This window comes from Amycolatopsis sp. NPDC003865, from assembly GCF_053605345.1.
Genome location: NZ_JBSGJA010000026.1, coordinates 111859 through 132793, shown reverse-complemented (window position 1 = coordinate 132793; position 20935 = coordinate 111859). Strand labels below are relative to the sequence as shown.

Here is a 20935-nt window from a genome sequence, read left to right as displayed (position 1 = left end):
ATGCCGGCGAAGGTGGCGAACACGATCGTGCCGTAGAGCACGTAGTGGAAGTGCGCGACGACGAAGTAGCTGTCCGACACGTGGAAGTCGATCGCGGGTGCCGCGAGGAGCACTCCTGAGAGTCCGCCGAAGAGGAACGTCACGATGAAGCCCATGGAAAAGATCATCGGCGTTTCGAACGTGAGCTGGCCCTTCCACATGGTCCCGATCCAGTTGAAGAACTTCACGCCGGTCGGGACCGCGATCAGGAAGGTCATGAAGGAGAAGAACGGCAGCAGCACCGCGCCGGTGGCGTACATGTGGTGCGCCCACACGGCGATCGACAGCCCGGCGATCGCCAGAGTGGCGAACACGAGTCCTTTGTAGCCGAAGACTGGCTTGCGGCTGAAGACCGGGAAGATCTCCGAGACGATGCCGAAGAACGGCAGCGCGACGATGTAGACCTCGGGATGGCCGAAGAACCAGAACAGGTGCTGCCAGAGGATCACGCCGCCGTTCTCCGGGTCGAACACGTGCGCACCCAGCCGCCGGTCCGCCAGCAGGCCCATCAGGGCGGCGGTGAGGATGGGGAAGGCGATGAGGATCAGGATCGACGTCACCAGGATGTTCCAGGTGAAGATCGGCATCCGGTACATCGTCATGCCCGGAGCGCGCAGGCAGACCACCGTGGTGACCATGTTGACGGCGCCGAGGATGGTGCCCAGGCCGGACACGAGCAATCCCGTGATCCAGAGGTCGGCCCCGATTCCCGGAGAGCTGATCGCACTCGAGAGCGGACTGTAGGCGAACCAGCCGAAGTCGGCGGCGCCGCCGGGTGTGACGAACCCGGAGACGGTGATCAGGCCGCCGAAGAGGTACAGCCAGTACGAGAACGCGTTCAGCCGCGGGAACGCGACGTCCGGCGAGCCGATCTGCAGCGGCAGGATGAAGTTCGCGAAGCCGAAGAGGATCGGGGTGGCGTACAGCAGCAGCATGATCGTGCCGTGCATGGTGAACAGCTGGTTGTACTGCTCCTGGGAAAGGAACTGCTGCCCGGGGCGCGCCAGTTCGGTGCGGATCAGCATGGCCATCGCGCCGCCCGCCATGAAGAAGGCGAACGACGTGACCAGGTACATGATCCCGATCTGCTTGTGGTCCGTCGTGCGGAACAACCGCAGCAGGTACGACCCCTTCGGCCCCCTGCTCGGCTGGGGCGCTCGGACGGCGATCGGGTGAGGCTTCACTGCCATGGATCGGCTCCAGCGTGAGGTGAGGTCGACACAGCACTACTATTCTACATAGTATGTATTGTCCCGGTTGGCTCATCTCGGACGGATGTCGGCGCCGCGTGCTTGCAGCCAGGCGAGCGGATCCGTCTTGCGTCCGCTCGGCGACCACACCTCGAAATGCAGGTGGGGGCCGGTGGAAATCCCGCGATTGCCCACTTCGGCGATGACTTGACCCGCGGTGACCCGTTCGCCGGTCCGTACGGCGTAGCTGTCGATGTGGCCGTAGACGGTCGTCGTCCCGTCGTCGTGCCGGATCCGGACCCACAGGCCGAAGCCGCTGGCGGGCCCGGCTTCGATGACCGTGCCCGCCAGAGGCGTCCGGATCGGCGTGCCGACGCGGTTGGCGATGTCGAGACCGTAGTGGGTCGTACCCCATCTCGGCCCGTAGTTCGACGTGATGACGCCGGTGACCGGCGCGTACACGCGTTCGCGTGCCGCCTTCTCGGCTTCCGCGCGACGCTTTTCCTGTTGTGCTGTCTTTTCCCGGCGGAACTGCTCGGCGTCGTTGAGAGTCGCCAGTTCGTCGTGGACGGCCCGAGGTGCGGTCGGCATCAGTGCCAATGCGGCCTCGGCGGGTTCGATCTTCGGCAGGGCGGTGGCTGGGCCGTTCTCGTCGGCCACGGCCTGGCTGGCCGCGACCGCGGCTCCCGCGGCAAAACCGAAGAGGAGTACGCCGGTCCGAAGCGCGAGCCGGGCGCGATGTGCCTCTGGTGGGGCAGGATGCCTGGCCAAGACGGCGCCTCTCGTCGGGGGTGGGGCGAGACCGGAACGTTACCACTATTCGCGATAGTAGATTTCCGAGGGTCTCGCGCACCGTCGTCAGCCGCTGGAGGAGCAGACGACCGTCGGCTCGGGGTTGTACCGAACCGTCCGGGTCTTCCGGCTGATCTCGGCTCCCTTGAGGTCGCGGATCACGCGGGTGTCGGACGCGGTGAACCCGGGCTTGCCCTGCACCGGCTTGCACGACGGGCCTGCCGGCTTCGTGACGGTGGGCGGGTCCACGTAGTCGTGCTTCGGCCCGGGGATCGACTCGACGGTGACGTGCTTGGTGCCCCACAGCTTCACGGTGATCGACGAGCTCGTCCAGATGGTCTGGATCGCCACGCCGGTGGGAAAGTCGTTGGTGAACTTCAGGTCGATGACGCTGCTGCCGTCGGGGTTCTGGAACACGGTCGCCTCGCGCGCGGCGGGGTAGCGGCTGATGTAGAAGCTGTGTTCCTTGTGCCCCGCATCGGTCATGCCGGCGAAGTACGCGGCGTTATAGGTGGTCGTGGCGAACTGGGAGATCCCGCCACCGACTTCGCGGGCCGGGACGCCGTCTTCGATGACGCCTGCTTCGACGTAGCCTTGTGGCGCGCCGCGGGGACCGGTGTAGCCGTTGAGGCTGAACGTCTCGCCCGGTTTCACGATCGCTCCATTGACCTTTTCGGCGACCACGCGGATGTTCACCCCGGAGTCCTGCGCGAAACCCCCGGTGGTGAATTCGCCGATGACCTCCTTGATACCCAGCCGCTTGACGTCGTCGGCGCTGACTTTCGCGGGTGCGTCGACGTAGGCGGCCTGCACGGTCCGATCTCCGGACCGGGTGACGGCTTGCAGGAGATCCGCCAGTGTCTTGTCCCAGTCGATCACCCGTCCGTTGCTCGACGGCGTGACGATCGGTTGGCCGCTCGAGAAGTCCATCCTGGCGTCCTGGCCCGGCTTCTCGGTCGGAGCGAGCTTGTCCATCGCCGCGTCGAGCTTGGCCTTGTCCAAGGTGGCCAGCAGGTTTCCGTTGTCGCCGGGGCGGAACGTCAACGCTGACGCGATCTTGCGGGGCTCGACGGTGGCGCTGCGGCCGTCGCCCTGGACGGTGGCCGGCCCTGACACTGCCGGTCGCGCGACGTCGTCGACGGCCCGCTGGACACCTTCCGGAGTGGCTTTCGGCTGCACGACGTCAACGGGGAGCTCGATCCGGTCGCCGGCGGCCCAGCCGGCTACAAGGGCTGCTTTGGCTTTGGCCTCGTTCAGTTCCTGACCCGCTCGAGGGGGTACTGGAACCGGGGTGAGCCCGTCGAACCGGACGGTGCCTTCGACCATCGCGCGGTCGACGGCCGGCCGCATCGCGGTGATGACCTTGCCGAGTGCCTGGTCGTCACCGGACGCGATCACGCCGAACTCCCGATCGCTGAAGACGGAAGCCAAGCGGGTCCACGGGTTGGCCGATTGCCCACCCGCTTGCGCCACGCTGGCTGCCAAGTCCACGCGGACACCCGCCGACGCCGGTACGAACTGGGTCGATCGGTCACCCGCGGTCACCTGGATCGCCGCGCCCAGCCGCGGCGTCAACGCCTTCCACAGCTTCTCCTGTGCGTCGGCCGGGGTCAGGCCGCCGACCGGAATCCCGGCCACCGACGTTCCCCGGGGGACGTCTCCTGCGGTGACAGCCAGATCGACGACGTACAGCAACCCGAGTGCGCCCAGAACCGACGCTGCGGCGATGGTCGCCGGACGTCGCCACCACGGGCGCGCCGACCCCTCGCGGTTCTGGGTGCTGGTGCCTTCCCGGTCGGGATCCGTCGTCGGCCAGCCGTCATCGCCCGTCGATGGGTGCAAGAGATTCTCCCCGGATGTCGCCTCTGCCCGCGCACGTGCCAGGCAGGATGTTCCGAGGCTACTACCGTGCATAGTTGAGCCTCGGTGCGGGACCCGGTCACATCGCCGAGGGGTCACCTCGGAACGCGGCGAGCAAGAGTCCGGACAGCGGCCCGAGTGCGAGCGATCCCACCGTGGCCGCATACGCGGTGGTCGCGGCCCAGCGGTCGACGACGGAGGTTTCCGGTACCTCGGCGGGGCGCACGGCCGGGGCGATCCAGCGGAGGTAGTAGAAGAGGCTGGCGACGGTGTTGACGGCGGCCACGACGACGAGCCAGCCGTACCCACCGTCGAGGGCCGCGGTGAAGACGGTCAGCTTCCCCGCGAAGACGGCGGTCGGTGGCGTCCCGACGAGCCCGAGCAGGCAGACCACCAGGCTCAGCGCCAGCCACGGGCGGTGGCGGAGCAGGCCGCGGTACTCGTCGATCAGCTGCCGCTGCGGGAGGGCGCAGACGACCGCGAAGGCGCCGAGGTTCGTCACCGCGTAAGCAGCGAGGTAGAGCAGCGTGCTCGGAAGCGCCAGTGCGCTGCGGCCGGCCACGACGACGGCCATCAGCAGGTAGCCGACCTGGCTGATCGTCGAGTAGCCGAGCAGCCGGCGCACGTCGCGCTGGAAGAACGCGGCCAGGTTGCCCAGCGTCATGGTGACCGCGGCGATCAGCGCGAGCAGCAGCGGCCAGTCGACGGCCGAGCCGGACATCGCGGTGGCGGCCAGCCGGTACGCGGCGACGACGCCGCCGATCTTCGGGACCGTGGTGAGGAACGCCGCGGCGGGAGGGCGGGTGCCTTCGGTGACGTCCGGGATCCAGAAGTGCGCCGGGACGGCGCCCATCTTGAACAGCAGCCCGGCCAGCACCCCGACGAACCCGACGGCGACCGCGGCGGTGGGCGCGGCGCCGAGCGACTTCTGCAGGTCGGCGTAGGTCGTCGCGCCGCCGACGCCGAAGAGGACGGTGGCTCCGGCCAGCATCGTGATTCCGAGCAGCGCGCCGAGCAGATAGAACTTCAGCGCACCTTCGGTGCCGAGGTCGTCCTTGGCGAACCCGGCGATCGCGTACAGCGGGATACTGGCCAGCAGGTACGCGGCCACGAGCAGGAGCAGGTCGTTCGCGCCGGTGAGGACGATCGTGCCGAGGGCCGCGAGCATGACCAGGACGTACAGTTCGCTTTCGCGCGGGGACGACCGGAACTCCCCGGCACTGGCCCCGAGCGTGAGCAGCACGGCGCCCAGGACGATGACACGTCCGGCGTTGGTGGCGACATCGATGGCGTAACTGTCCCCGAACACCGTCCTGGCCGGGTCGTTCCAGACCACCACGGTGGCGGCCAGCGCGGCCGCGCAGGCGAGGGCGGTGAGGAGCCGGACCGGCCACTGCCGTTGCCGGGGCAGGTAGGAGCCGAGCAGCAGCCCGGCGACAGCGGCCACCGCGAGGATGATCTCGGGCAGCAGTGCGAGGGGGTCCTCGTTCATCATCTCCACGGCGCGGTCACCGGGCCAGGAGGTTCAGGACCGACCGCGATGCGGGTTCGATCAGGTCGAGCAGGAACCGCGGGAAGACGCCGACGACGACCGCGAGCACCAGCAAGGGCGCGATCGAGACGCCTTCGGCGGCGGTGAGGTCGGCCGTCGGTCCGTTCCCCTTGCCCAGGAACACCCTCTGGAACGCACGGAGGAACAGTGCGGCTGTCACCAGGATGCCGAGGAAGGCCAGCACGGTCGCGACCGGCGCCGCGCCGAGCGAGCCGGTGAAGATCTGGAACTCCGCGATGAAGCCGGAGAACCCGGGCAGCCCGAGCGACGCGAACGCGGCCGCCGCGGTCAGCCCGGCGAAGCGGGGCGCACTGGCCGCCAGCCCGCCGAAGCGGTCCATGTCGTAGGTGCCGCCGCGCTCGTAGAGCACACCGGCAAGGAGGAACAACGCACCGGTGATCAGCCCGTGGCTGACCATCTGCGTGACTGCGCCGGTGACGGCGAGCTGGCGTGCTTCGGCGTCGGAGTTCGCGACGAGCCCGGCCGCGCCGACGGCCAGGACGATGTATCCCATGTGGTTGACCGAGGTGTAGGCGATCATCCGCTTGAAGTCCCGTTGCCCCAGGGCGACCAACGCTCCATAGAGGACGCTCACGACGCCGATGACGACGAACACGATCGCGTAGCGGCGCCAGGTGTCCGGCAGGATCGGCATCGCGATCCGGACGAAGCCGTAGGTGCCCATCTTCAGCAACACCCCGGCCAGGATCGCCGACCCGGCCGCGGGTGCTTCGGTGTGCGCGGGCGGCAGCCAGGTGTGGAACGGCACGGTGGGGGTCTTGATCGCGAATCCGACGCCGAGGGCGAGCAGCACGAGCCCGGCGGCCCACCCGCCTCCGGCCAGCGGCGTCCGGCGGGTCAGCTCCACGATGTCGAAGGTGTGCGGCGACGCCGTGACGTACAGCGCGATGAACCCGACCAGCAACGCCAGCGAGCCGACGAACGTGTAGAGGAAGAACTTCAGCGCGGCGCGAGCAGCGTCTCGGTGGCCCCAGCCGGCGATCACGAAGTACATGCCGACGATGGACAGGTCGAAGAAGACGAAGAACAGGATCAGGTCGAGCGAGACGAACAGCCCGAGGCTGACGGACTCGAGGAAGAGGAAGAGCACGGCGAAGGACCGGACGCGATGGTCTTGCCGCAGCGAATAGACCGCGCAGGCGAGGAACAGCACGGCCGTCAGGGCCAGCAGCGGCAGGCTGAGCCCGTCGACGCCCAGGTGGTAGCCCGAGCTGATGCTGGGAATCCATCGCAGGTTGACCTCGTAGGCGTAGCCGTCGCCGCCGGGGTAGCCGATCCAGAGCGCGATGACCAGGGCGAGGTCCACCGTGGCGGTGGCGATCCACCACCAGCGGACGAACCCGGCGCGCGGCAGCACGAGCGGTACCACCGCGGCCACCAGGGGCAGGAACACCACGACGCTGAGCACGCGCTACCTCACGTTCGTCACAGGATGATCAACAACACGGCCAGGACGCCCAACGCGACGGCGGCTTGGGCGTAGTAGTGGTGCAGCTGCCCGGTCTGCGGCCGGGGCGCCAGCCGCCCGAGCGCGCGGGCACCTCGCGACATCCCTCGGACGACGGCGTCGATCGACACCTCGACGCGGACGTCGGCCAGCTTCCCGAGCGCCGCGCCGGTCGCGGCGGCCGCGCGGACGCCGCCGTCCACGACCTGGTCGTCGAACCGGGCCAGCCCGCGGGCGAGCCGCATCGTCGGCGTCGCGATGGCGACGTGGGCGACGCGCTCCAGCCGCAGCCAATCGGCGAGGACCTCCACTTCCGGCAGCGTTCGGCGACGGACCCAGAGCGCGGCCCCGACGACCCCGACGATCGCGAGCAGCCCGGACACGAGCAGCTCGACCCAGCCGGGCGTGACCTCCGGGACGCCGACGAGCCCGGCGAACCGGCGCGCGAAGTCCGGCAGGCCACCGATCCCCAGCAACGCGGCCGCCGCGGCGAGCACCGGCAACGGGCCGAGCAGCAGCGGGTTCAGCCGCCGCTCGGCCACCTCGGCGGGTTGCCACAGGATCGCCAGCACCCGGCCGACGTAGGCGCCGCTGACCAGCGCGGCCGCCAGCCCGGCGACGTACAGCGCGGGGGAGCTCGCCAGGGCCGCGGCGAGCACGGCGTCCTTGGTCACCCAGATCGACAGCGGCGGCACCCCGGCCAGGGTGAGCGCCCCGACGGTGAACGGCACGCCGAGCAGTGGATACCGGCGCGCGGCGCCCCGAAGCCGGTCGAGGTCCTTGGTGCCGAGTGCGACCAGCCAGGCCCCGGCGCCGAGGAACAGCAGGCTTTTGGTCGCCGCGTGGGCGACGAGCTGCCCGGTGCCGGCGGTACCCCCGCCGACGCCCGCGGCCAGCACCATGAACCCGATCTGCGAACACGTCGACGCGGCCAGCACCTGCTTGAGATCGCGTTGGACCACGGCGACCGCGCCGAGGACCAGCGCGGTCAGCACCCCGGTCCAGGCCACGGCGTCGGCGGCCCAGCCGGTCGCGGCCAGCAGCGGCTCGACGCGGATCAGCAGGTAGGCCCCGGCGGCGACCATGGTCGCGGAGTGCAGCAGCGCCGAGACCGGGCTCGGGCCGTCCATCGCGCGGGACAGCCAGAAGCTGAACGGCAGCTGCGCGGACTTCCCGAGGGCGGCCAGCGCGATCCCGGCCGCCACGGCGTCCCGCCAGCCGCCAGCCGCCGTCGGCAACCCGGCCAGGCTCAGTCCCGCGACCCCGCCCGAGAGCGCGGCGCCGGCCGCGAGGTACAGGCCGAGGTCGGCCGAACGCGTGGTGAGGAACGCGAGCGCGCCCGACCCGGCGCGGTGGTCCTCGCGCCACCAGAACCCGATCAGGGCGTACGAGCAGGCGCCCATGACCTCCCAGGCCATCAGCAGCACCACGAGGTCCCGAGCGGTGACCGTGACCAGCATGGCCCCCGCGAAGACCAGCATCAGGCCGTGGAAGCGGGCCCGGGACTCGTTCGCCCCGAACTCTCCGGCGGCGAAGACCAACACGGCCACCAGGACCACCGCGACCGTGACGACCATGACCGCGGATAGCCCGTCCACGGCGAGCCCGATCGGCAGCCGGGCCAGCAGCGGAGCGGACACTTCGGGCCGCGCGACCGCGGTGGCGACCGCAAGGGCGAGCGTGCCGACGGCCGTTCCGACACCGGCTGCCGGTGCGACGCGGTCGGCGGTGTGGCCGGCGAGCAGCAGCCCGGCGCCGGCGGCGAGGGGGAGGGCGATCAGCAGCCAGAGGGTCATCGGCTCAACCCTTGAGGTCCGCGGCGGAGTCGGTCAGGTCGACGTCGCGCCGCCGGAAGATCGCCGTGACCACCGCGAAGCCGATCGCCATGTCGACCGCCATCAGCGTCACCGCGACCAGCACGACGACCTGGCCGTCCGGCCGCGTGGGTGAGGCGAAGTACCAGAACGCGGCCCCGGCGACGATCACCGCGTTGGCCATCAGCTCCAGCCCCATCATGATCATGACGATGGACTGCTGGGAGAGCGCGCCGTAGAGGCCGAGGCTGAACAGCGCCGCGGCCAGGAGGAGGAACGCCTGCAGGGTCACCGGTCCAGCCCTCCCCGGATCGGGTCCGTGGGCCGCTTCTCGCGGAGCCGGTCGCCGTAGCGGTCGTAGCGGCCGCGGTGGTGGGCCAGCACGACGGTGGCGACGATCGTGGCGAACAGGCACAGCCCGAGCACCATCATGACCAGCATCTTCGAGCCCATCAGCGCTTCACCGAGCGCTCGCGTCGGATCCGCCGGTCGCGGCGCGTTCGACGTCGGCCAGTCGACCAGGAAGATGCCGGCGGCGAGCGCGGCGAACACCCCGCCCGCGATCGCCAGCGAGCCCTTCTGGTTGTGGACCATGGTCATCGGCATCAGGCCGGCTGGGTTCATCATGTACATGATCATGAAGACGACCATGACGACCATCTCCATGATCATCATGAGGATCACGAGCACGCCCAGGTAGGCCAGGTTCAGCAGCAGGACCGTGCCCGCCGCGAAGATGAACGACGCCAGCAGCGCGAAGGTGGCGCGCGCCATGGAGTCCACTCGGAACACCGCGATCCCCGTCACCACCGCGCCGACCGCGCACACCCAGAACGCGAGTTGCGTCCACATGAGACTCCTCCTTTCTAGCGGGCGAGCACGACGACGGCGACGACCAGGGCCTGCAGCAGCGTCAGCGGGATCAGCACGATCCAGGCAATCTCCTGGTAGCGCTCCATCCGCAGCGTGGGGATCCGGCGCTTGACCCACACCAGCACCGCGAGCACGGCAAGGGTCTTCACCAGCGACCACAGCCACGCGGGCAGCAGCGGCCCGGACCCGCCGCCGAGGAACAGCGGCACCGCGAACGCCGCACCCGAGGTCAGCAGCAGCCACCGCGCGGCGGCGAAGGCCAGCCGGTCGACACCGGACAGCTCGGCGGCCGCGCCACCGGCGGCGTCGGCACCGACCGGGTGGTCGAAAGGACCCCAGAACGCCATCGCGAGCACCGACAGGAGGTAGACGACGAACGCGACGGGCATCCACACCACGAACCACACCGAGTCCTGCGCGGTCACGACGTCGGCCACCCGCAGCGAACCGGCACCGAGCGCGGCGGTGATCAGCGCGAACATGTGCGGCAGCTCGTAGGCCAGGCCCTGCGCGATGAACCGGTAGCCGCCGACCAGGCCGTACGCCGAGTTGGCGCCCCAGCCGACCAGCCAGACGGCGGTCCAGGCGACGACCTCCATCGCGTTGAACCAGACGATCCCGATCGACAGGTCCGCCACCGCCCACCGGCCGAGCGGCGTCACCAGCGAAGCGAGCACCGCGGCCAGCAGCAGCGCGAGAGCACCGCCGCGCCCGAGCAGGACGTCGGCCCCGATCGTGCGACGGCGTTGCTGGACGAGCAGCCCACCGGCCTGACGCAAGGGCAGCGTCATCGCCGGTCGCACGGGACCGCCACTCGCCCGGTCACGCAGGACCGCGTCCCACGAGGCGGTCGCCGTGGCCAGGATCGCGAGCACCACAGGCAGCAGCAGGCCACCCCACCAGGGGAGTTCGTCAACCATGGGACACCCGCATGCGCTCGAGGTCGGGGTCAAGGCTTGCGACGACCAATCTGGCAGTGGCGAACTCGGTTCCGGCCAGCAGCCTCGGCAGGGCGTCGAGGATCTCGGCCGGATCGTCGATCTCGATCGAATTCGCGGAGTCGTCGAGCGCGGCCGCGGCCTGGTCGATCCAGCGGAGCAGGCGGTCCAGCGCGTCGCCGGAGCCGGCGTGGGCGCCGATACCGGTCAGGGACCACCGCAGGACTCGCGAGCGACGGACCTGTCTCGCCCATCGCGTGAACCGCGCGTCGACGTCATCGCCGGCCAGCAGGCCATCCCGCAGCTGCGCGGCGGTGACTGCGGCGTGCTCCCAGCCGGCCACGGTCAGCAGACGCGCGCAGCTGTCCAGCCGTCGCGCCGCGATCCGGACGCGGTCGGAAGTCAAGCTGTCCCAGAACGCGGGCGTCCGGTGTCCGTGGTGCAGCACGGTCTCGACGACCGCCTCCTGCACCACGTCGCCTTGCAGGAAGGTGCGCACCAGCAGGCCGGCGGGCCAGGCCGGGAGGATCGGCCCGAGCGGCACGGTCAAGCGGTCGAGCTTCAGGCCGTCGCGATCTTCGGCCCGGTCGGCCATCGGGATGCCGCCCGGCATCTCCATGCCGGACATGTCGTGCCCGTGGTGATGGCCGTGCTCCATGTGGCCGGACTGGTCCGGCCCGGCGTGCTCGTCGTGCGCGGTGTGCTCTTGGTGGTGGCCGTGTTCCATGTGGTCGGAGTGGCCGCCGTGCTCGTGCTCCCCGTGCGACGCGTGCACGCGGTGTTCGTCGTGCGCCTCTTGCTGATCGCCGTGGCCTTCCGGCTTGGCGTGGTCGTGGTGGTGGTCCGCCTCCGGCGCGTGATGGTCCTCGCTGTCCGCCGCCGCCGCCGCCGTCGCCGCCGAGCGTTGATCGTCGCGCGAGCGCAGGCGGCGCTCGGCCTCGGAAAGTGCCGCCGCGACCTCGGACGGGTCTTCCGGACTGATCCGCACGCGCGGTGCCGGGACCAACTGCCAGACCGCGTCGACGAACGGCGCCATCGCCGGGTCTTCCGGGCCCGCGACGACCAGCAGGTTCGCTTCCGCCGGGTTGACCGCGGACCGCCAGCCGCGCCTGCGCATCTCCTGCTCGACGGCCAGACGAACGCCCGTCCCGCCAACCGTGGTGGCGATGAGCGGCCGAACCGGCGTCCGGCCGAGCAGGCAGGTTGTCAGGTCCATCGGAAGACGCCTTCTCGCCACGCATACCAGACGCCGGCGAACAACACGGCGAGAAAGGCGAACATCTCGACCACAGCGGGCGTCCCCACCTCCGCGACGACGAGCGTCCACGGGTACATGAAGACCATCTCCATGTCGAAGGCCAGGAAGACCATCGTGATCGTGTACCAGCGGACGTGGTACCGGGAGGCCGCGTGCTCGGCCGGTGCGCCACCGGAGAGGAACGGCAGAACGTCCCGGGCGGCGGGCGCCAGCCGGACCAGTCTCGCGACACCGTAGAAAGCGGCAGCGAGGGCGAGGACGCCGACGAGCACTACGAGTGCACCTTGCACCACGCCTCCTCAGGTCTCGCCGGTCTACTAGCCAGCCTAGGGGGTTGACCTTGGTCGAGCACCCCGAAATCGGATCATACACATACGGGTGGGGGGTAAAGGGCGGAAAGGGCGTGCAACGCCGAGGCCGGTCGTCACCGTCCTTGGGACATGAAGGTTGTTCGCCGAGGAGTCCCCGTCGTCGCCGTGACCGTTGCAGGATGGTTGCTGGGTTGGGCCACACCCGCGTCGGCGTCCTGTGTGACGCCGCCGGTCGCGTCGCCGGCCCTGTTCATGGGCACGGTTCTCTCGACCGAGCGCGACGGATTGATCGCTCGGGTGCGGACCGACGACGGCCGCGACGTCACGGTCAGTGGAACGCCGTCAGCGCACGGAGCCACCAGCGTCGACCGGACGTATCGCCTGGGTACGCGCTATGAGTTCCATCCGGTGAACACGACGAACCCTTATCAGGACAACATCTGCACCGCGACCCACGCTGTCGCGCCTGTCCCGTCGGTGTCCTCCAGTCCCGGCGCGTCTGCCGGGACGAGTGCGCCCGCATACGGCGAAATCGCTTGGGTCGGCGGCGGGGCGCTCGCTTTGGGCGCTGCCGGAGCGTGGTGGCTCGTAGTCAGGTCGCGCCGTCGAGGCCGTCAATCACGGCCGTGATGCCAGGGGGACGAAACGGGGCGGCATCGCACCTGCGATGCCGCCCCGGTCCTACTTCTTCGAGGTCAGGCCGTGGGCCGGGTGGCCCCGGCGTACTGGCTCTGAAGCGGTGAGATCTTGACGACGTCACCACTGGTCGGCGCGTGCACCATCTTGCCGTCGCCGATGTACATGCCGATGTGCGACACCGGCGAGTAGTACGCCACGAGGTCACCGGGCTGCAGCTGATCCCGTGGCACCGGGGTGCCGTACTGCGCCTGCGCCGCGGAGTTGCGCGGCAGGGTGATGCCAGCCTTCGCGTACGACCAGAGCAGCAGGCCCGAGCAGTCGAACGAGTCCGGTCCGGTCGCGCCCCAGACATAGGGCTTGCCGAGCCTGCTCAGCGCCGCGTCCACCGCGGTCTGCGCGGCCGCGGTCGGCGCCTTGACGTTGGGTGCCTTGCCGCCGGTGTCGCGCTGGGCGGCCCGGTCGGCGGCACTCAGGTTCTTGTCGGCGGCCTTGACCTGGTCGATCTGGTCGTTGAGGGTCTTCTGCTTGGCCTTGATGTCCTCGGTCAGCTTGGCCGCCGCGTCGCGGGCGTCTTGCGCGCGCTTCGCGGCGTCGGAAGCCTTGTTGGTGGCCTCGGTGGCCTGCTGGACGGCGCCGGTGAGGTTGTTCATCGCGGCGTTCTTGTCCGTGGCCAGCACCTCGAGCGCCGAGGACCGGTCCAGGAAGTCCTGGGTGGACGTGCCGGACAGCAGGGCCGACAGCTTGTTCAGCTGGACACCGCTGGTGAACGACGCGCCGGCGAACTTGTCGACCTCGGCCTGGTACTTCTTCTGATTCTCGGTGGCCTTGGCGCCCTGGTCCTTCGCCGCGTTGACATCGTTGTTCGCTTTGTCGAGCTCACCCTGTTTGGCGTCCAGATCGCTCTGGGCTTTGAGCAGGTCTTCGTTGAGCTTCTCGGCCTGCTCCGCGAGTTCGCGGTACTTGGCCAATGCATCCGACCCACTGGGCGGAGCTTGGAGGAAGGGGACTGGGGCGGCAGTGGCCGTCGGCTGGGCGACAGTGACCACGAAGATCACCGAAGCTGCTGCCAGGGCACCTGAAACCACGCGCCTGATGGGATGCGACAGCACGGTCGCGCGGGTCTCCTTTGCTCGTCGTCCGCCAGCCGTCACCACGGGACGACGAGTCGGGACTCATGCTCGCCGTCCACCGCGCATCCGGCAGTGCCTCTTTCAGGCAGCACTGGCCGCAACAGGTGATGCGCGCGGTGTGGTTCCGGTTCCGGCTTCCCGACAAAGCCGTGCCCGGCGGCGATCCCGCGTCGCCGTCCGGCCGACGGCAGCCACCGCGAGATCTCGGCCAGGCTACGAAAAGAGCTCGGCGACGTCTACCGTTCGGCGGAAGAAAAGTTGTCCGGGAGAGTAAAGTCGCTGGTGGAGCACCGAAAATCAGTGCAGCCAGGTAAGTCACATTCTGCTATTTCGACTAGTACTGCCTGCTAATGCTGATAGTAGGACCCGGGTTTCGATCAGTGGGGAGCGGGCGCGAGCAGTCTGCTGGTTGAGAGCAGTCTCCGCCGGCCGTGGCCTGCGAGCCCGCGGCGCGACGGCTCGCCGAGTGGGCGCACCTCGACGTCACGGTCCACTACGAGTCCGCTGCGGCACCGGGTGACGGGCTCGTCCTGGTCGCCCATCCGCCGGCAGCGGAAACTGGCTGGCCGCATCGAACTGAATCTCGACGGCACCGTAACCGCGAGCCTGTGCCCGAGCTGCCGAACGGCCACCCTGGACTACGTCCACGTCGGCGCCAGCTACCGGCGCCTGGGTTCCGGTCGCACGCTGCTCGCGGCTGCCGTGGCTCGGGTCCCGTCGGATCGGTGGACGGCCTCGCCGCCGGACGGCCCGGTGGCGAGGCCGTTTCGTGCCCGGATCGCCATCCGTCGGCCTGGGCAGCGACGCGTCCATGCCGGCGCGGTGGATCTCAGGCGGTGAGTGCCAGGGGGGTCAGTGGGAAGCGGTCGTCGAGGATTGCTTGGAGGAGGTCGGGTAGTTCAGCGGGCAGGAGTTTGTCACGGCAAGTTGAGACCGCGGCGGCTGACCACCAGCGGCGCTCGATGAGGCCCGCCCGCTCGTTGGCGGTGTGCCGGAGCGCGGCGCGCGGTGTGGTCGTGTCGGTGCGGGCGAGGTAGACGTGGTCGAGTCGGTGGTGGTCTCGGCCCCGGTAGGTGAAGCGGCTTTCGCGGGTCCACAACTTGCGGCCGATCTCGTCGAGGACGAGGCCGGTTTCCTCGGCGATTTCACGCCGGGCGGTGTCCTCGAGCTTTTCGCCGGGGTCTTGGCCGCCGCCGGGGAGTTCCCACCAGTGATGGGCGGGGTCGTCGGGGTCGCGGGCGTGGATGAGCAGGACTTCGTCGGCGTGGTTGAGCAGTAGGATGCGGGCGCCGACTCGCAGGGCCGGTTCGCTGGGGACGGTCATCCGGTGGGTCCTCGTGCTCGGCGGCGTGGCGGCGGCCGGGCACGAGCACCCTGGGCTAGAACAGTGTCGCCTCGCGATCCGCGGCCGGGTCGGAGGTTATCAGCGGCGTGGTCGCGGTGAGCGCTAGCTGGACGGCGAGTCCGGAATGGTCCGTGAGCGCGGGGTTGCCCGAGCGGGTGTCGTGGACGTACGAGCAGCTGGCGAGTCGGGAGACGAGCTGGGCAGAGGCATGAGCGTGGTCGTAGCGGTAGCCGAGTTCGGCGCGGCGGGCCCAGCTGTGCTCGACGGCGGTCGGATGGAGCGCGCGGAAGAGGTCGGTGAAGCCGTGCCGTTGGGTTAGTGCGGTGTAGAAGGCGGTCTCGAACGGCGCGAACTGCCCCGGGTGAGGCGGCACGTGCCCGGGCTCCAGGACGTTGAGATCACCCAGCAGGAGAACGGCGGCGTTGTCGCCAGTGGCTTCGTAAGCCTGATGGAAGGCTTCGATCCACGCGCGTTTGCGGGTGGTCTTCGCCTCGGTGGCGTCGCGAGAAGGGACGTAGGCGCCGAGAATGCGCAGTGGACCCTGGTCGGTGTCCAGCACGATGCCGGCCAGCCGGGCGGGCAGGTAGGACATCGCCGCGCCGATGGGGTCCACCGTGCACTCGAACCTGGACAGCAGCATGACGCCGCGTTCCTTGTCGGGATGCGGGGGGAAGGTGACCGACCAGCCGGCGTCGCGGTAGGACTCGGCGATCAGCTGGGTGCCGGGTCCGGAGCCGGTCTCGGTGAGCACGAAGACGTCCTCGCTGCGGCGGGCGAGCCAGTCGCGTTGGAGGCGGGCTCGTTCGACGGCGGGGTTGCCGACGTTGAGGGTGAGGACGGTAAGGGGCATGCCGGGCTCTCCGTGAGGGTGCGGTGGATCAGGTCGACGATGGTGCCAGCCGTGGTCCGGGGATCGTCGGCGCACTCGACCATCTGGACGGGCCAGCCCTGGTCGCGCAGGAACGTCGTGGCCGCGAGGTAGCCGTAGGTTTCGCGGAAGCTGCTCCCGGGGCTGCGTTCGAAGCGGCTGTGCCCGCCCCGGGCGCGAAGGCGTTGTTCGACGGCTGCCGGGGCCGCGCTGAGCGTGCAGACGAGGTCGGGCCGGTACACGTCGTGGTTGAGCGCCCAGACGACATCGAGCGGGATGTCATCAAGTCCCTGCAGGACCAGCGACGATGCCACGTATCGGTCGCACAGCACGACCTTGCCCTCGGAGAGGGCCGGGAGGATCTCGGTTGCGAGCTGGTGATGGCGGTCCGCCGCGCACAGGCAGGCCAGGGCCATGTCGCGGTAGGTGTCGGTGCCGTGCCGGGCCAGCTCGCCCAAAGGTGTGCGGGACGGCTGGACGGTGGCGTGCGCGGGGACGCCGTCTGCGTCGAGGAGTTCGGCGACCAGCGCGGTAATCGTGGTCTTCCCGATGCCGCCGGGGCCTTCGAAGGTCACCAGCTTGCCGGGCAGTCGCGGCGCGCTCATGCGACGTCCAGAGGCAGAAGCCGCTGGGCCTCGGCGGTGACGGGGCACTGCTCGGCGTCGACGTCGCCGATGCGTCCGCCCGCGGCGACGACAGCGGCCGGACAGCCTTTGCCGCAGCTGGGCTCGAGGCTGCAGGAGGTGCACGTCGGGTTGGCGCCGACGGTGAACCGGTCGTGGAAGCGGTAGGTGTCGAGGCGGGCGGCGAGGTCGCGGTCGGTGAAGATGTTGCCGACGATGAAGTCGGTGTCGGGGTGGCGGGAGATCGGCGTGCGGGCGGCGAAGACGAGGTAGGGGCAGACGGTGACCTCGCCCGGGGTGAAGACGTAGATGATCGTGCCGGCTTCGCAGCCGGCGAGCGGTTTGCGGTCTGTGTTGGGGAAGCGGATGTGGGCGATGTCGAGGTCGGGGCCGTCGAAGGGGGCGGTCAGCTCGAAGATCTCCTGCATGTGCATGGTGGTCTTCGCGAGTTTCCGCTGGGACTTCACGCCGCGGCCCATGCTGCCCAGCGGGTTGAGCAGGACGTAGCGGGCGCCGTTCTCGCGGGCGAACGCGCACAGCCGGACGTACTCCTCGTTGGCGGCCAAGGAGTTCGGCGTGCACAGCAGCCCCTGCAGGAGGCCGACGGCGGCGAGCTTCCGGACGTTGGCGATGGTGACGTCGAAGGAGGCGCGGTCGCCGCGGAACAGGCCGTGGGAGTCGGCGGCGAAGCCGTCGAGCGAGACGTTGACGTGGACTCCGGCCGTGGCGAGCTGCTGGATGAGCTTGTCGTCGAGCTCGGTGGCGTTCGTGCAGATGCCGACGTCGATCCCGGCGTTGCGGAAGGCGTGCACGATGCCGAGGAAGTCCGGGTGGATGGTCGGCTCGCCGCCGGTCAGTGTCACCCTCCGAACCCGGGCGTCGGCCAGCCGGGGGATGACCTTCTTCACGACTTCGGTCAGCGGCATGTCCTTGCCGTGCTTGGTCGCGGAGACGAAGCAGTGCGCGCAGCGCAGGTTGCACCGCTCGGTGATCTGGACGAGCGCCTTGCGATACGGGGTATCGACGGTGGTGCGGAAGTAGCAGCTCGAGGCCTGCTCGTCGACGGCGATCGGACGGACGGTCATCGTTCGGTCCTCCAGGTCGGGCGAGCAGGTGGCGGTGAAACGAGTAGACCACTCAATGCTCGCTAGAACAACAATTAGACTCTTAATGCTGGAAAGAAAACTTCCGGGCATTCTGGTTACCATTGCTCGAACTAGAACTGGAACTACCCGAGCGGAAAACAAGTGAGGAGACGCTGGTGAGGGACTCGGAAGTCGCCGAGCTGCTCGGCTTCCCCGCGGAGCTGCTTGACACGAGCCTCGACCAGCTGCGGACGCTGGCCGTCGTGCACGCCACCGGCAGCGCGCAACGCGCAGCCCGGGTCCTGCAGCGGTCGCAGTCCAGCGTGCAGAAACAGCTCGACACACTGAACGACGCGGCGATTCGGCTGATGGGCGAGGCGCTCGTCGCCAAGCAGGGGCGTGGGAAGGACTTCCTGTTCACCACCTCCGGCGACGACGTGGTCGCGCTGGCCACGAGCACGCTGCGCGCCTGGACCGAGCGCGTCCACGGCGCCCGCCGGCGGGTCGGATCTACCATCACGGTGGGTACCACCGAATTCACCGTCGAGTTCCTCGGCGAGGTCTGGCCACAGCTGCGCGACACCTTCGAACGCCGCGGTATCCAGCTCAAGATCGAGCACGTCCGGACCCGCGACCTCAAGGCCAAGCTGGACGCCGAGCAGGTCGATCTCGTGTGCGGCTCGTTCGCCGCCGAGCAGGACCGTGGCCCGGACGTGCCGCACGACTTCCTCGAGTGGCATCGTGAACGCGTCACCCTGTTGACCAACCTCAGCGCCCGCGAGGTCCCCGACCGGCCGGTCCCGCGCAACGCCCTTGCTGGACTGCCGCTGCTCGCGCCGACCGCGGGTCTGCTGGCCGACTTCCTCATCCGCTGGTATGGCCCGGAGTACCGCGGCAAGCTCCACGTGGTCGCCGAGATCGACGCGCTCAACTACGGTCTGAACCTGCTCAGCAGCAAGCTGATGTTCGGTTGTCTGCTCACGACCGAGCGGGTCGCCGACGCGGCGATCGAAGGACGGCTGCCCGGGGCGAACCTCCGCAAGATTCAGCTCGGTACGGGCTACGAACCCGAGCTCGAAATCGTGACCGGGATCTTCGCTCGAGCTGGGGAACGACAGCGATACGCCGCCGATCACCCGCTCAACTTGCTCTGGGACGCCTTCGCGGTTGCCGCCCCGGCAGGTCGCGGCGCTCAACACGACGCCACCGGTACGTAAGCGACAGCTTCCTGCTGGAGTGCATCGAAAGTCGATCTGTAGCGCTTCACCGTAGTCGTATCGGATAGGTAGACCGTTGCGTGCTCGTGCCTCAGAACGACGGTGAAGACCTTCTCCGCGGTCTCGTAGATGACAAAGGGGTCGATGGTTGACGCGATGGAAGCCTCGGCGAGGACGACTCGCGTGTCGACCCGCCACCGGTTCGCTGGACTGGTGATCTCCTGAAGCTGTACCTGCATTACCTCTGGCGGAATGCTCTCCGGCGTCAGCGCGGCTGAGCCCAACAGCAGAGTGTGCCGGTGTTGCGGATGGCGATCGACCTGCCGCACACGCTGGGCGAAGATCGCCTGGTCGACTTCGTCGGGTTGCGTGCTGCGCCAGTCCGAAATCGCGTGAGCGTAATCGAACGTTCGCAGAAGGTCCGGCACGACCCTAGGCGCCCATTCGAAGGTATGGAGGGTGTACTGGTCGTACGCGCGCTGGAGACTGACTACGCCGGGGTCGATGGTCTCGACGTGGCTCGCCCGCGCGGATTCGGCGTGAAGCCGGATCAGGAGGTGGCATTCGGCCGGTGGCACTTCGAGGAGCCCGAGTATCCAGCCCAGTGGCACCGCCGGGACGCGTCGTTCTCCGGTCTCCCAGCTCGAAAGGTGACTTGGGCCGGTATCGATCATCCGGGCCAGTTCGCGGAGGCTCAAACCCCGAGCGATTCGATGTTCCCGTATCGCGCGGCCGATCACGTAGAAGCCGGGGTACCGCAAAGCTGCGTCCGTCATGGTGAGTGCCGTTCTGCGAGAAGGTCGTATGGCACCAGCACGCCCGCATCCACGTCAGCGGCATGGGACTGCAGGGTCTCCACCAGCTCCTCGAGCCTGTCCGCGGTTTGCCGCTGCTGGTCCGTTGTCGCCGTTCCGTCCTGTAGTTGGCGGACAAGCACGCTGATTCGGACCAGCGCTGTCCGCAGCGCGTCGACGAGTCTGGTGGTTTCGCGGGACATTGGTGCTCCGGTCGATCGTGGTGGTGATTCCGAAAAGGACAGACGGCGCAGCCCGGTGAGCACGCGGCATAGGCCCACATACTCGGGATCTTCTGCCAGAAGCAGGTCGCGCTCGGATGGCCATCGGACTTCGTTCGGTGCCATTGGTGTTCACCCCGGGCATAGCGATTCGGTCCTGACCCGGCGTCTGCTCCCTGTGGTGGCGGCGGAGTTGCGGTCGGGGCGCCACTCCGCCGCCGGTCTGGATGCTATCCGTGTTCGATCACATAACTGACTGCAAGATCGAGAGCGGTGTCGTGGTCCGAGGAAGGCACGGGAACGTTGGTGACCTCAAGGCTCTCGGCCACCCGGCGCACCCAGCGATCAGCGAGGCGCCGGAACTCCTCGTCGTCGGCTTCCCCGTCGGTCGCGTTGATCTCGAGCGTTGTTCGGAAAAGGAGGTTGTAGTTCGAACTGTGGCTCCGGACCAGGCTCTCGAGCTGATCGATCTCCGTTGGACCGGGCTCTTCGCCACGGTGTTCCAGTGCGGCGCGGTAGTACGCCAGAGCGTCGGGGACAGCACCGTTCACCAAGATGACGTCAGCGTGGACCCACGCCTCCAGCTCATCGCTGATGCCCCTGGTGATGAACCACATCGTCGATGCCCAGGAGTGGTTGTGCAGGATCGGTATCCCGAGCCGTTGAGCCCGCTCCACGAGCGCGGCGATGGTGGCGACCTGGTATCCGTTGCGCCGAAGTTCGAGGGCCAGGCGGGAAATGAAGGTGCTCTTGCCCGTCAGGTGCGGGCCCGTGATTCCGATGGTCAGCGGCCGGTCGGAGGCCCCGGGCATCATCGGGCCCGTCCTTCCGCGTTCCTCAGATCAGGTAGTGCTTCGCCGGATACCGGCTTGGCGGTTGTGGTCACCGGTTCCCTCCTGCATTGTGACGTCGGAACGA

The 20935-nt window shown here is 68.9% G+C and carries 19 protein-coding genes and 1 pseudogene; 1 reads left to right on the top strand and 19 read right to left on the bottom strand.

The genetic code is table 11. The annotated features are described in order from the left end of the window. The 16 genes and pseudogenes from ACWEVP_RS42330 to ACWEVP_RS42255 all read right to left on the bottom strand — a co-directional run. The coding region (locus tag ACWEVP_RS42330; protein WP_452068225.1) for a cbb3-type cytochrome c oxidase subunit I at nucleotides 1-1229 on the bottom strand (1229 nt) is incomplete at its 3' end. Nucleotides 1230-1301: 72 nt separating this feature from the next. Beyond that, nucleotides 1302-1889, bottom strand: coding sequence for a M23 family metallopeptidase (locus ACWEVP_RS42325; RefSeq protein ID WP_452068224.1), 588 nt, complete (start codon nucleotides 1887-1889; stop codon nucleotides 1302-1304). A gap of 198 nt (nucleotides 1890-2087) precedes the next feature. Beyond that, nucleotides 2088-3863: a VanW family protein gene (locus tag ACWEVP_RS42320; RefSeq protein WP_452068223.1), complete on the bottom strand. Its 1776-nt coding sequence runs from the start codon at nucleotides 3861-3863 to the stop codon at nucleotides 2088-2090. A gap of 97 nt (nucleotides 3864-3960) precedes the next feature. Then, nucleotides 3961-5373, bottom strand: a complete 1413-nt coding sequence (locus tag ACWEVP_RS42315) for an NADH-quinone oxidoreductase subunit N (protein ID WP_452068222.1) — start codon at nucleotides 5371-5373, stop codon at nucleotides 3961-3963. A gap of 16 nt (nucleotides 5374-5389) precedes the next feature. Continuing rightward, the gene (locus ACWEVP_RS42310; RefSeq protein WP_452068221.1) at nucleotides 5390-6862 is read right to left on the bottom strand and encodes a complex I subunit 4 family protein; all 1473 of its coding nucleotides are present in this window, start codon (nucleotides 6860-6862) and stop codon (nucleotides 5390-5392) included. A 17-nt stretch (nucleotides 6863-6879) separates the two neighbouring features. Then, on the bottom strand, nucleotides 6880-8697 hold the full coding sequence (locus ACWEVP_RS42305; RefSeq protein ID WP_452068220.1) for an NADH-quinone oxidoreductase subunit 5 family protein: 1818 nt from the start codon (nucleotides 8695-8697) through the stop codon (nucleotides 6880-6882). A 4-nt stretch (nucleotides 8698-8701) separates the two neighbouring features. Beyond that, complete coding sequence (nuoK, locus tag ACWEVP_RS42300) at nucleotides 8702-9007, bottom strand: NADH-quinone oxidoreductase subunit NuoK (protein WP_452068219.1); 306 nt, start codon at nucleotides 9005-9007, stop codon at nucleotides 8702-8704. Further along, nucleotides 9004-9567 (bottom strand): NADH-quinone oxidoreductase subunit J, encoded by a 564-nt coding sequence (locus ACWEVP_RS42295; protein ID WP_452068218.1) that lies wholly within the window; start codon nucleotides 9565-9567, stop codon nucleotides 9004-9006. The genes nuoK and ACWEVP_RS42295 overlap by 4 nt, the downstream gene beginning before the upstream one ends. Before the next feature lie 14 nt (nucleotides 9568-9581). Beyond that, the gene (locus ACWEVP_RS42290) at nucleotides 9582-10508 is read right to left on the bottom strand and encodes a complex I subunit 1 family protein (protein WP_452068217.1); all 927 of its coding nucleotides are present in this window, start codon (nucleotides 10506-10508) and stop codon (nucleotides 9582-9584) included. Then, nucleotides 10501-11742 carry a hypothetical protein gene (locus tag ACWEVP_RS42285; protein WP_452068216.1) on the bottom strand — a complete coding sequence of 414 codons (1242 nt, stop codon included), beginning with the start codon at nucleotides 11740-11742 and terminating at the stop codon, nucleotides 10501-10503. The genes ACWEVP_RS42290 and ACWEVP_RS42285 overlap by 8 nt, the downstream gene beginning before the upstream one ends. After that, nucleotides 11733-12074 carry an NADH-quinone oxidoreductase subunit A gene (locus ACWEVP_RS42280; protein ID WP_452068215.1) on the bottom strand — a complete coding sequence of 114 codons (342 nt, stop codon included), beginning with the start codon at nucleotides 12072-12074 and terminating at the stop codon, nucleotides 11733-11735. The genes ACWEVP_RS42285 and ACWEVP_RS42280 overlap by 10 nt, the downstream gene beginning before the upstream one ends. 716 nt (nucleotides 12075-12790) lie before the next feature. Continuing rightward, nucleotides 12791-13843, bottom strand: a complete 1053-nt coding sequence (locus ACWEVP_RS42275; RefSeq protein WP_452068214.1) for an NlpC/P60 family protein — start codon at nucleotides 13841-13843, stop codon at nucleotides 12791-12793. Nucleotides 13844-14693: 850 nt separating this feature from the next. Next, the gene (locus tag ACWEVP_RS42270; protein ID WP_452068213.1) at nucleotides 14694-15188 is read right to left on the bottom strand and encodes an NUDIX hydrolase; all 495 of its coding nucleotides are present in this window, start codon (nucleotides 15186-15188) and stop codon (nucleotides 14694-14696) included. A gap of 55 nt (nucleotides 15189-15243) precedes the next feature. Further along, entirely contained in the window at nucleotides 15244-16059 is an 816-nt protein-coding gene (locus ACWEVP_RS42265; protein WP_452068212.1) for an endonuclease/exonuclease/phosphatase family protein, read from the bottom strand. A gap of 143 nt (nucleotides 16060-16202) precedes the next feature. Beyond that, nucleotides 16203-16682 (bottom strand): annotated as a pseudogene (tmk, locus tag ACWEVP_RS42260) (dTMP kinase); the annotation flags it as partial. Next, nucleotides 16679-17785: a radical SAM protein gene (locus ACWEVP_RS42255; protein WP_452068211.1), complete on the bottom strand. Its 1107-nt coding sequence runs from the start codon at nucleotides 17783-17785 to the stop codon at nucleotides 16679-16681. The gene ACWEVP_RS42255 and the pseudogene tmk, both read right to left, overlap by 4 nt. 176 nt (nucleotides 17786-17961) lie before the next feature. On the opposite strand from ACWEVP_RS42255, the gene ACWEVP_RS42250 reads away from it, so the two are divergent. Further along, entirely contained in the window at nucleotides 17962-19002 is a 1041-nt protein-coding gene (locus tag ACWEVP_RS42250; protein WP_452068210.1) for a LysR family transcriptional regulator, read from the top strand. Here the strand turns inward: ACWEVP_RS42250 and ACWEVP_RS42245 are convergent. From ACWEVP_RS42245 to ACWEVP_RS42235, 3 genes are all read right to left on the bottom strand, one after another. After that, on the bottom strand, nucleotides 18978-19778 hold the full coding sequence (locus ACWEVP_RS42245) for a Scr1 family TA system antitoxin-like transcriptional regulator (protein ID WP_452068209.1): 801 nt from the start codon (nucleotides 19776-19778) through the stop codon (nucleotides 18978-18980). The genes ACWEVP_RS42250 and ACWEVP_RS42245 overlap by 25 nt on opposite strands. Then, nucleotides 19775-20143: a hypothetical protein gene (locus tag ACWEVP_RS42240; RefSeq protein ID WP_452068208.1), complete on the bottom strand. Its 369-nt coding sequence runs from the start codon at nucleotides 20141-20143 to the stop codon at nucleotides 19775-19777. The genes ACWEVP_RS42245 and ACWEVP_RS42240 overlap by 4 nt, the downstream gene beginning before the upstream one ends. Before the next feature lie 104 nt (nucleotides 20144-20247). Next, complete coding sequence (locus tag ACWEVP_RS42235) at nucleotides 20248-20832, bottom strand: AAA family ATPase (protein ID WP_452068207.1); 585 nt, start codon at nucleotides 20830-20832, stop codon at nucleotides 20248-20250. Nucleotides 20833-20935: the final 103 nt, after the last annotated feature.

Excerpts from the sequence above, each read along its gene's own strand:
- ACWEVP_RS42290 (WP_452068217.1), bottom strand. The coding sequence starts at position 10,508 with ATGGTTGACGAACTCCCCTGGTGGGGTGGCCTGCTGCTGCCTGTGGTG.
- ACWEVP_RS42235 (WP_452068207.1), bottom strand. The coding sequence starts at position 20,832 with ATGATGCCCGGGGCCTCCGACCGGCCGCTGACCATCGGAATCACGGGC.
- ACWEVP_RS42295 (WP_452068218.1), bottom strand. The coding sequence starts at position 9,567 with ATGTGGACGCAACTCGCGTTCTGGGTGTGCGCGGTCGGCGCGGTGGTG.
- ACWEVP_RS42270 (WP_452068213.1), bottom strand. The coding sequence starts at position 15,188 with ATGACCGTCCCCAGCGAACCGGCCCTGCGAGTCGGCGCCCGCATCCTA.
- ACWEVP_RS42240 (WP_452068208.1), bottom strand. The coding sequence starts at position 20,143 with ATGGCACCGAACGAAGTCCGATGGCCATCCGAGCGCGACCTGCTTCTG.
- ACWEVP_RS42305 (WP_452068220.1), bottom strand. The coding sequence starts at position 8,697 with ATGACCCTCTGGCTGCTGATCGCCCTCCCCCTCGCCGCCGGCGCCGGG.
- ACWEVP_RS42315 (WP_452068222.1), bottom strand. The coding sequence starts at position 5,373 with ATGAACGAGGACCCCCTCGCACTGCTGCCCGAGATCATCCTCGCGGTG.
- ACWEVP_RS42255 (WP_452068211.1), bottom strand. The coding sequence starts at position 17,785 with ATGACCGTCCGTCCGATCGCCGTCGACGAGCAGGCCTCGAGCTGCTAC.
- ACWEVP_RS42245 (WP_452068209.1), bottom strand. The coding sequence starts at position 19,778 with ATGACGGACGCAGCTTTGCGGTACCCCGGCTTCTACGTGATCGGCCGC.
- ACWEVP_RS42285 (WP_452068216.1), bottom strand. The coding sequence starts at position 11,742 with ATGGACCTGACAACCTGCCTGCTCGGCCGGACGCCGGTTCGGCCGCTC.
- ACWEVP_RS42265 (WP_452068212.1), bottom strand. The coding sequence starts at position 16,059 with ATGCCCCTTACCGTCCTCACCCTCAACGTCGGCAACCCCGCCGTCGAA.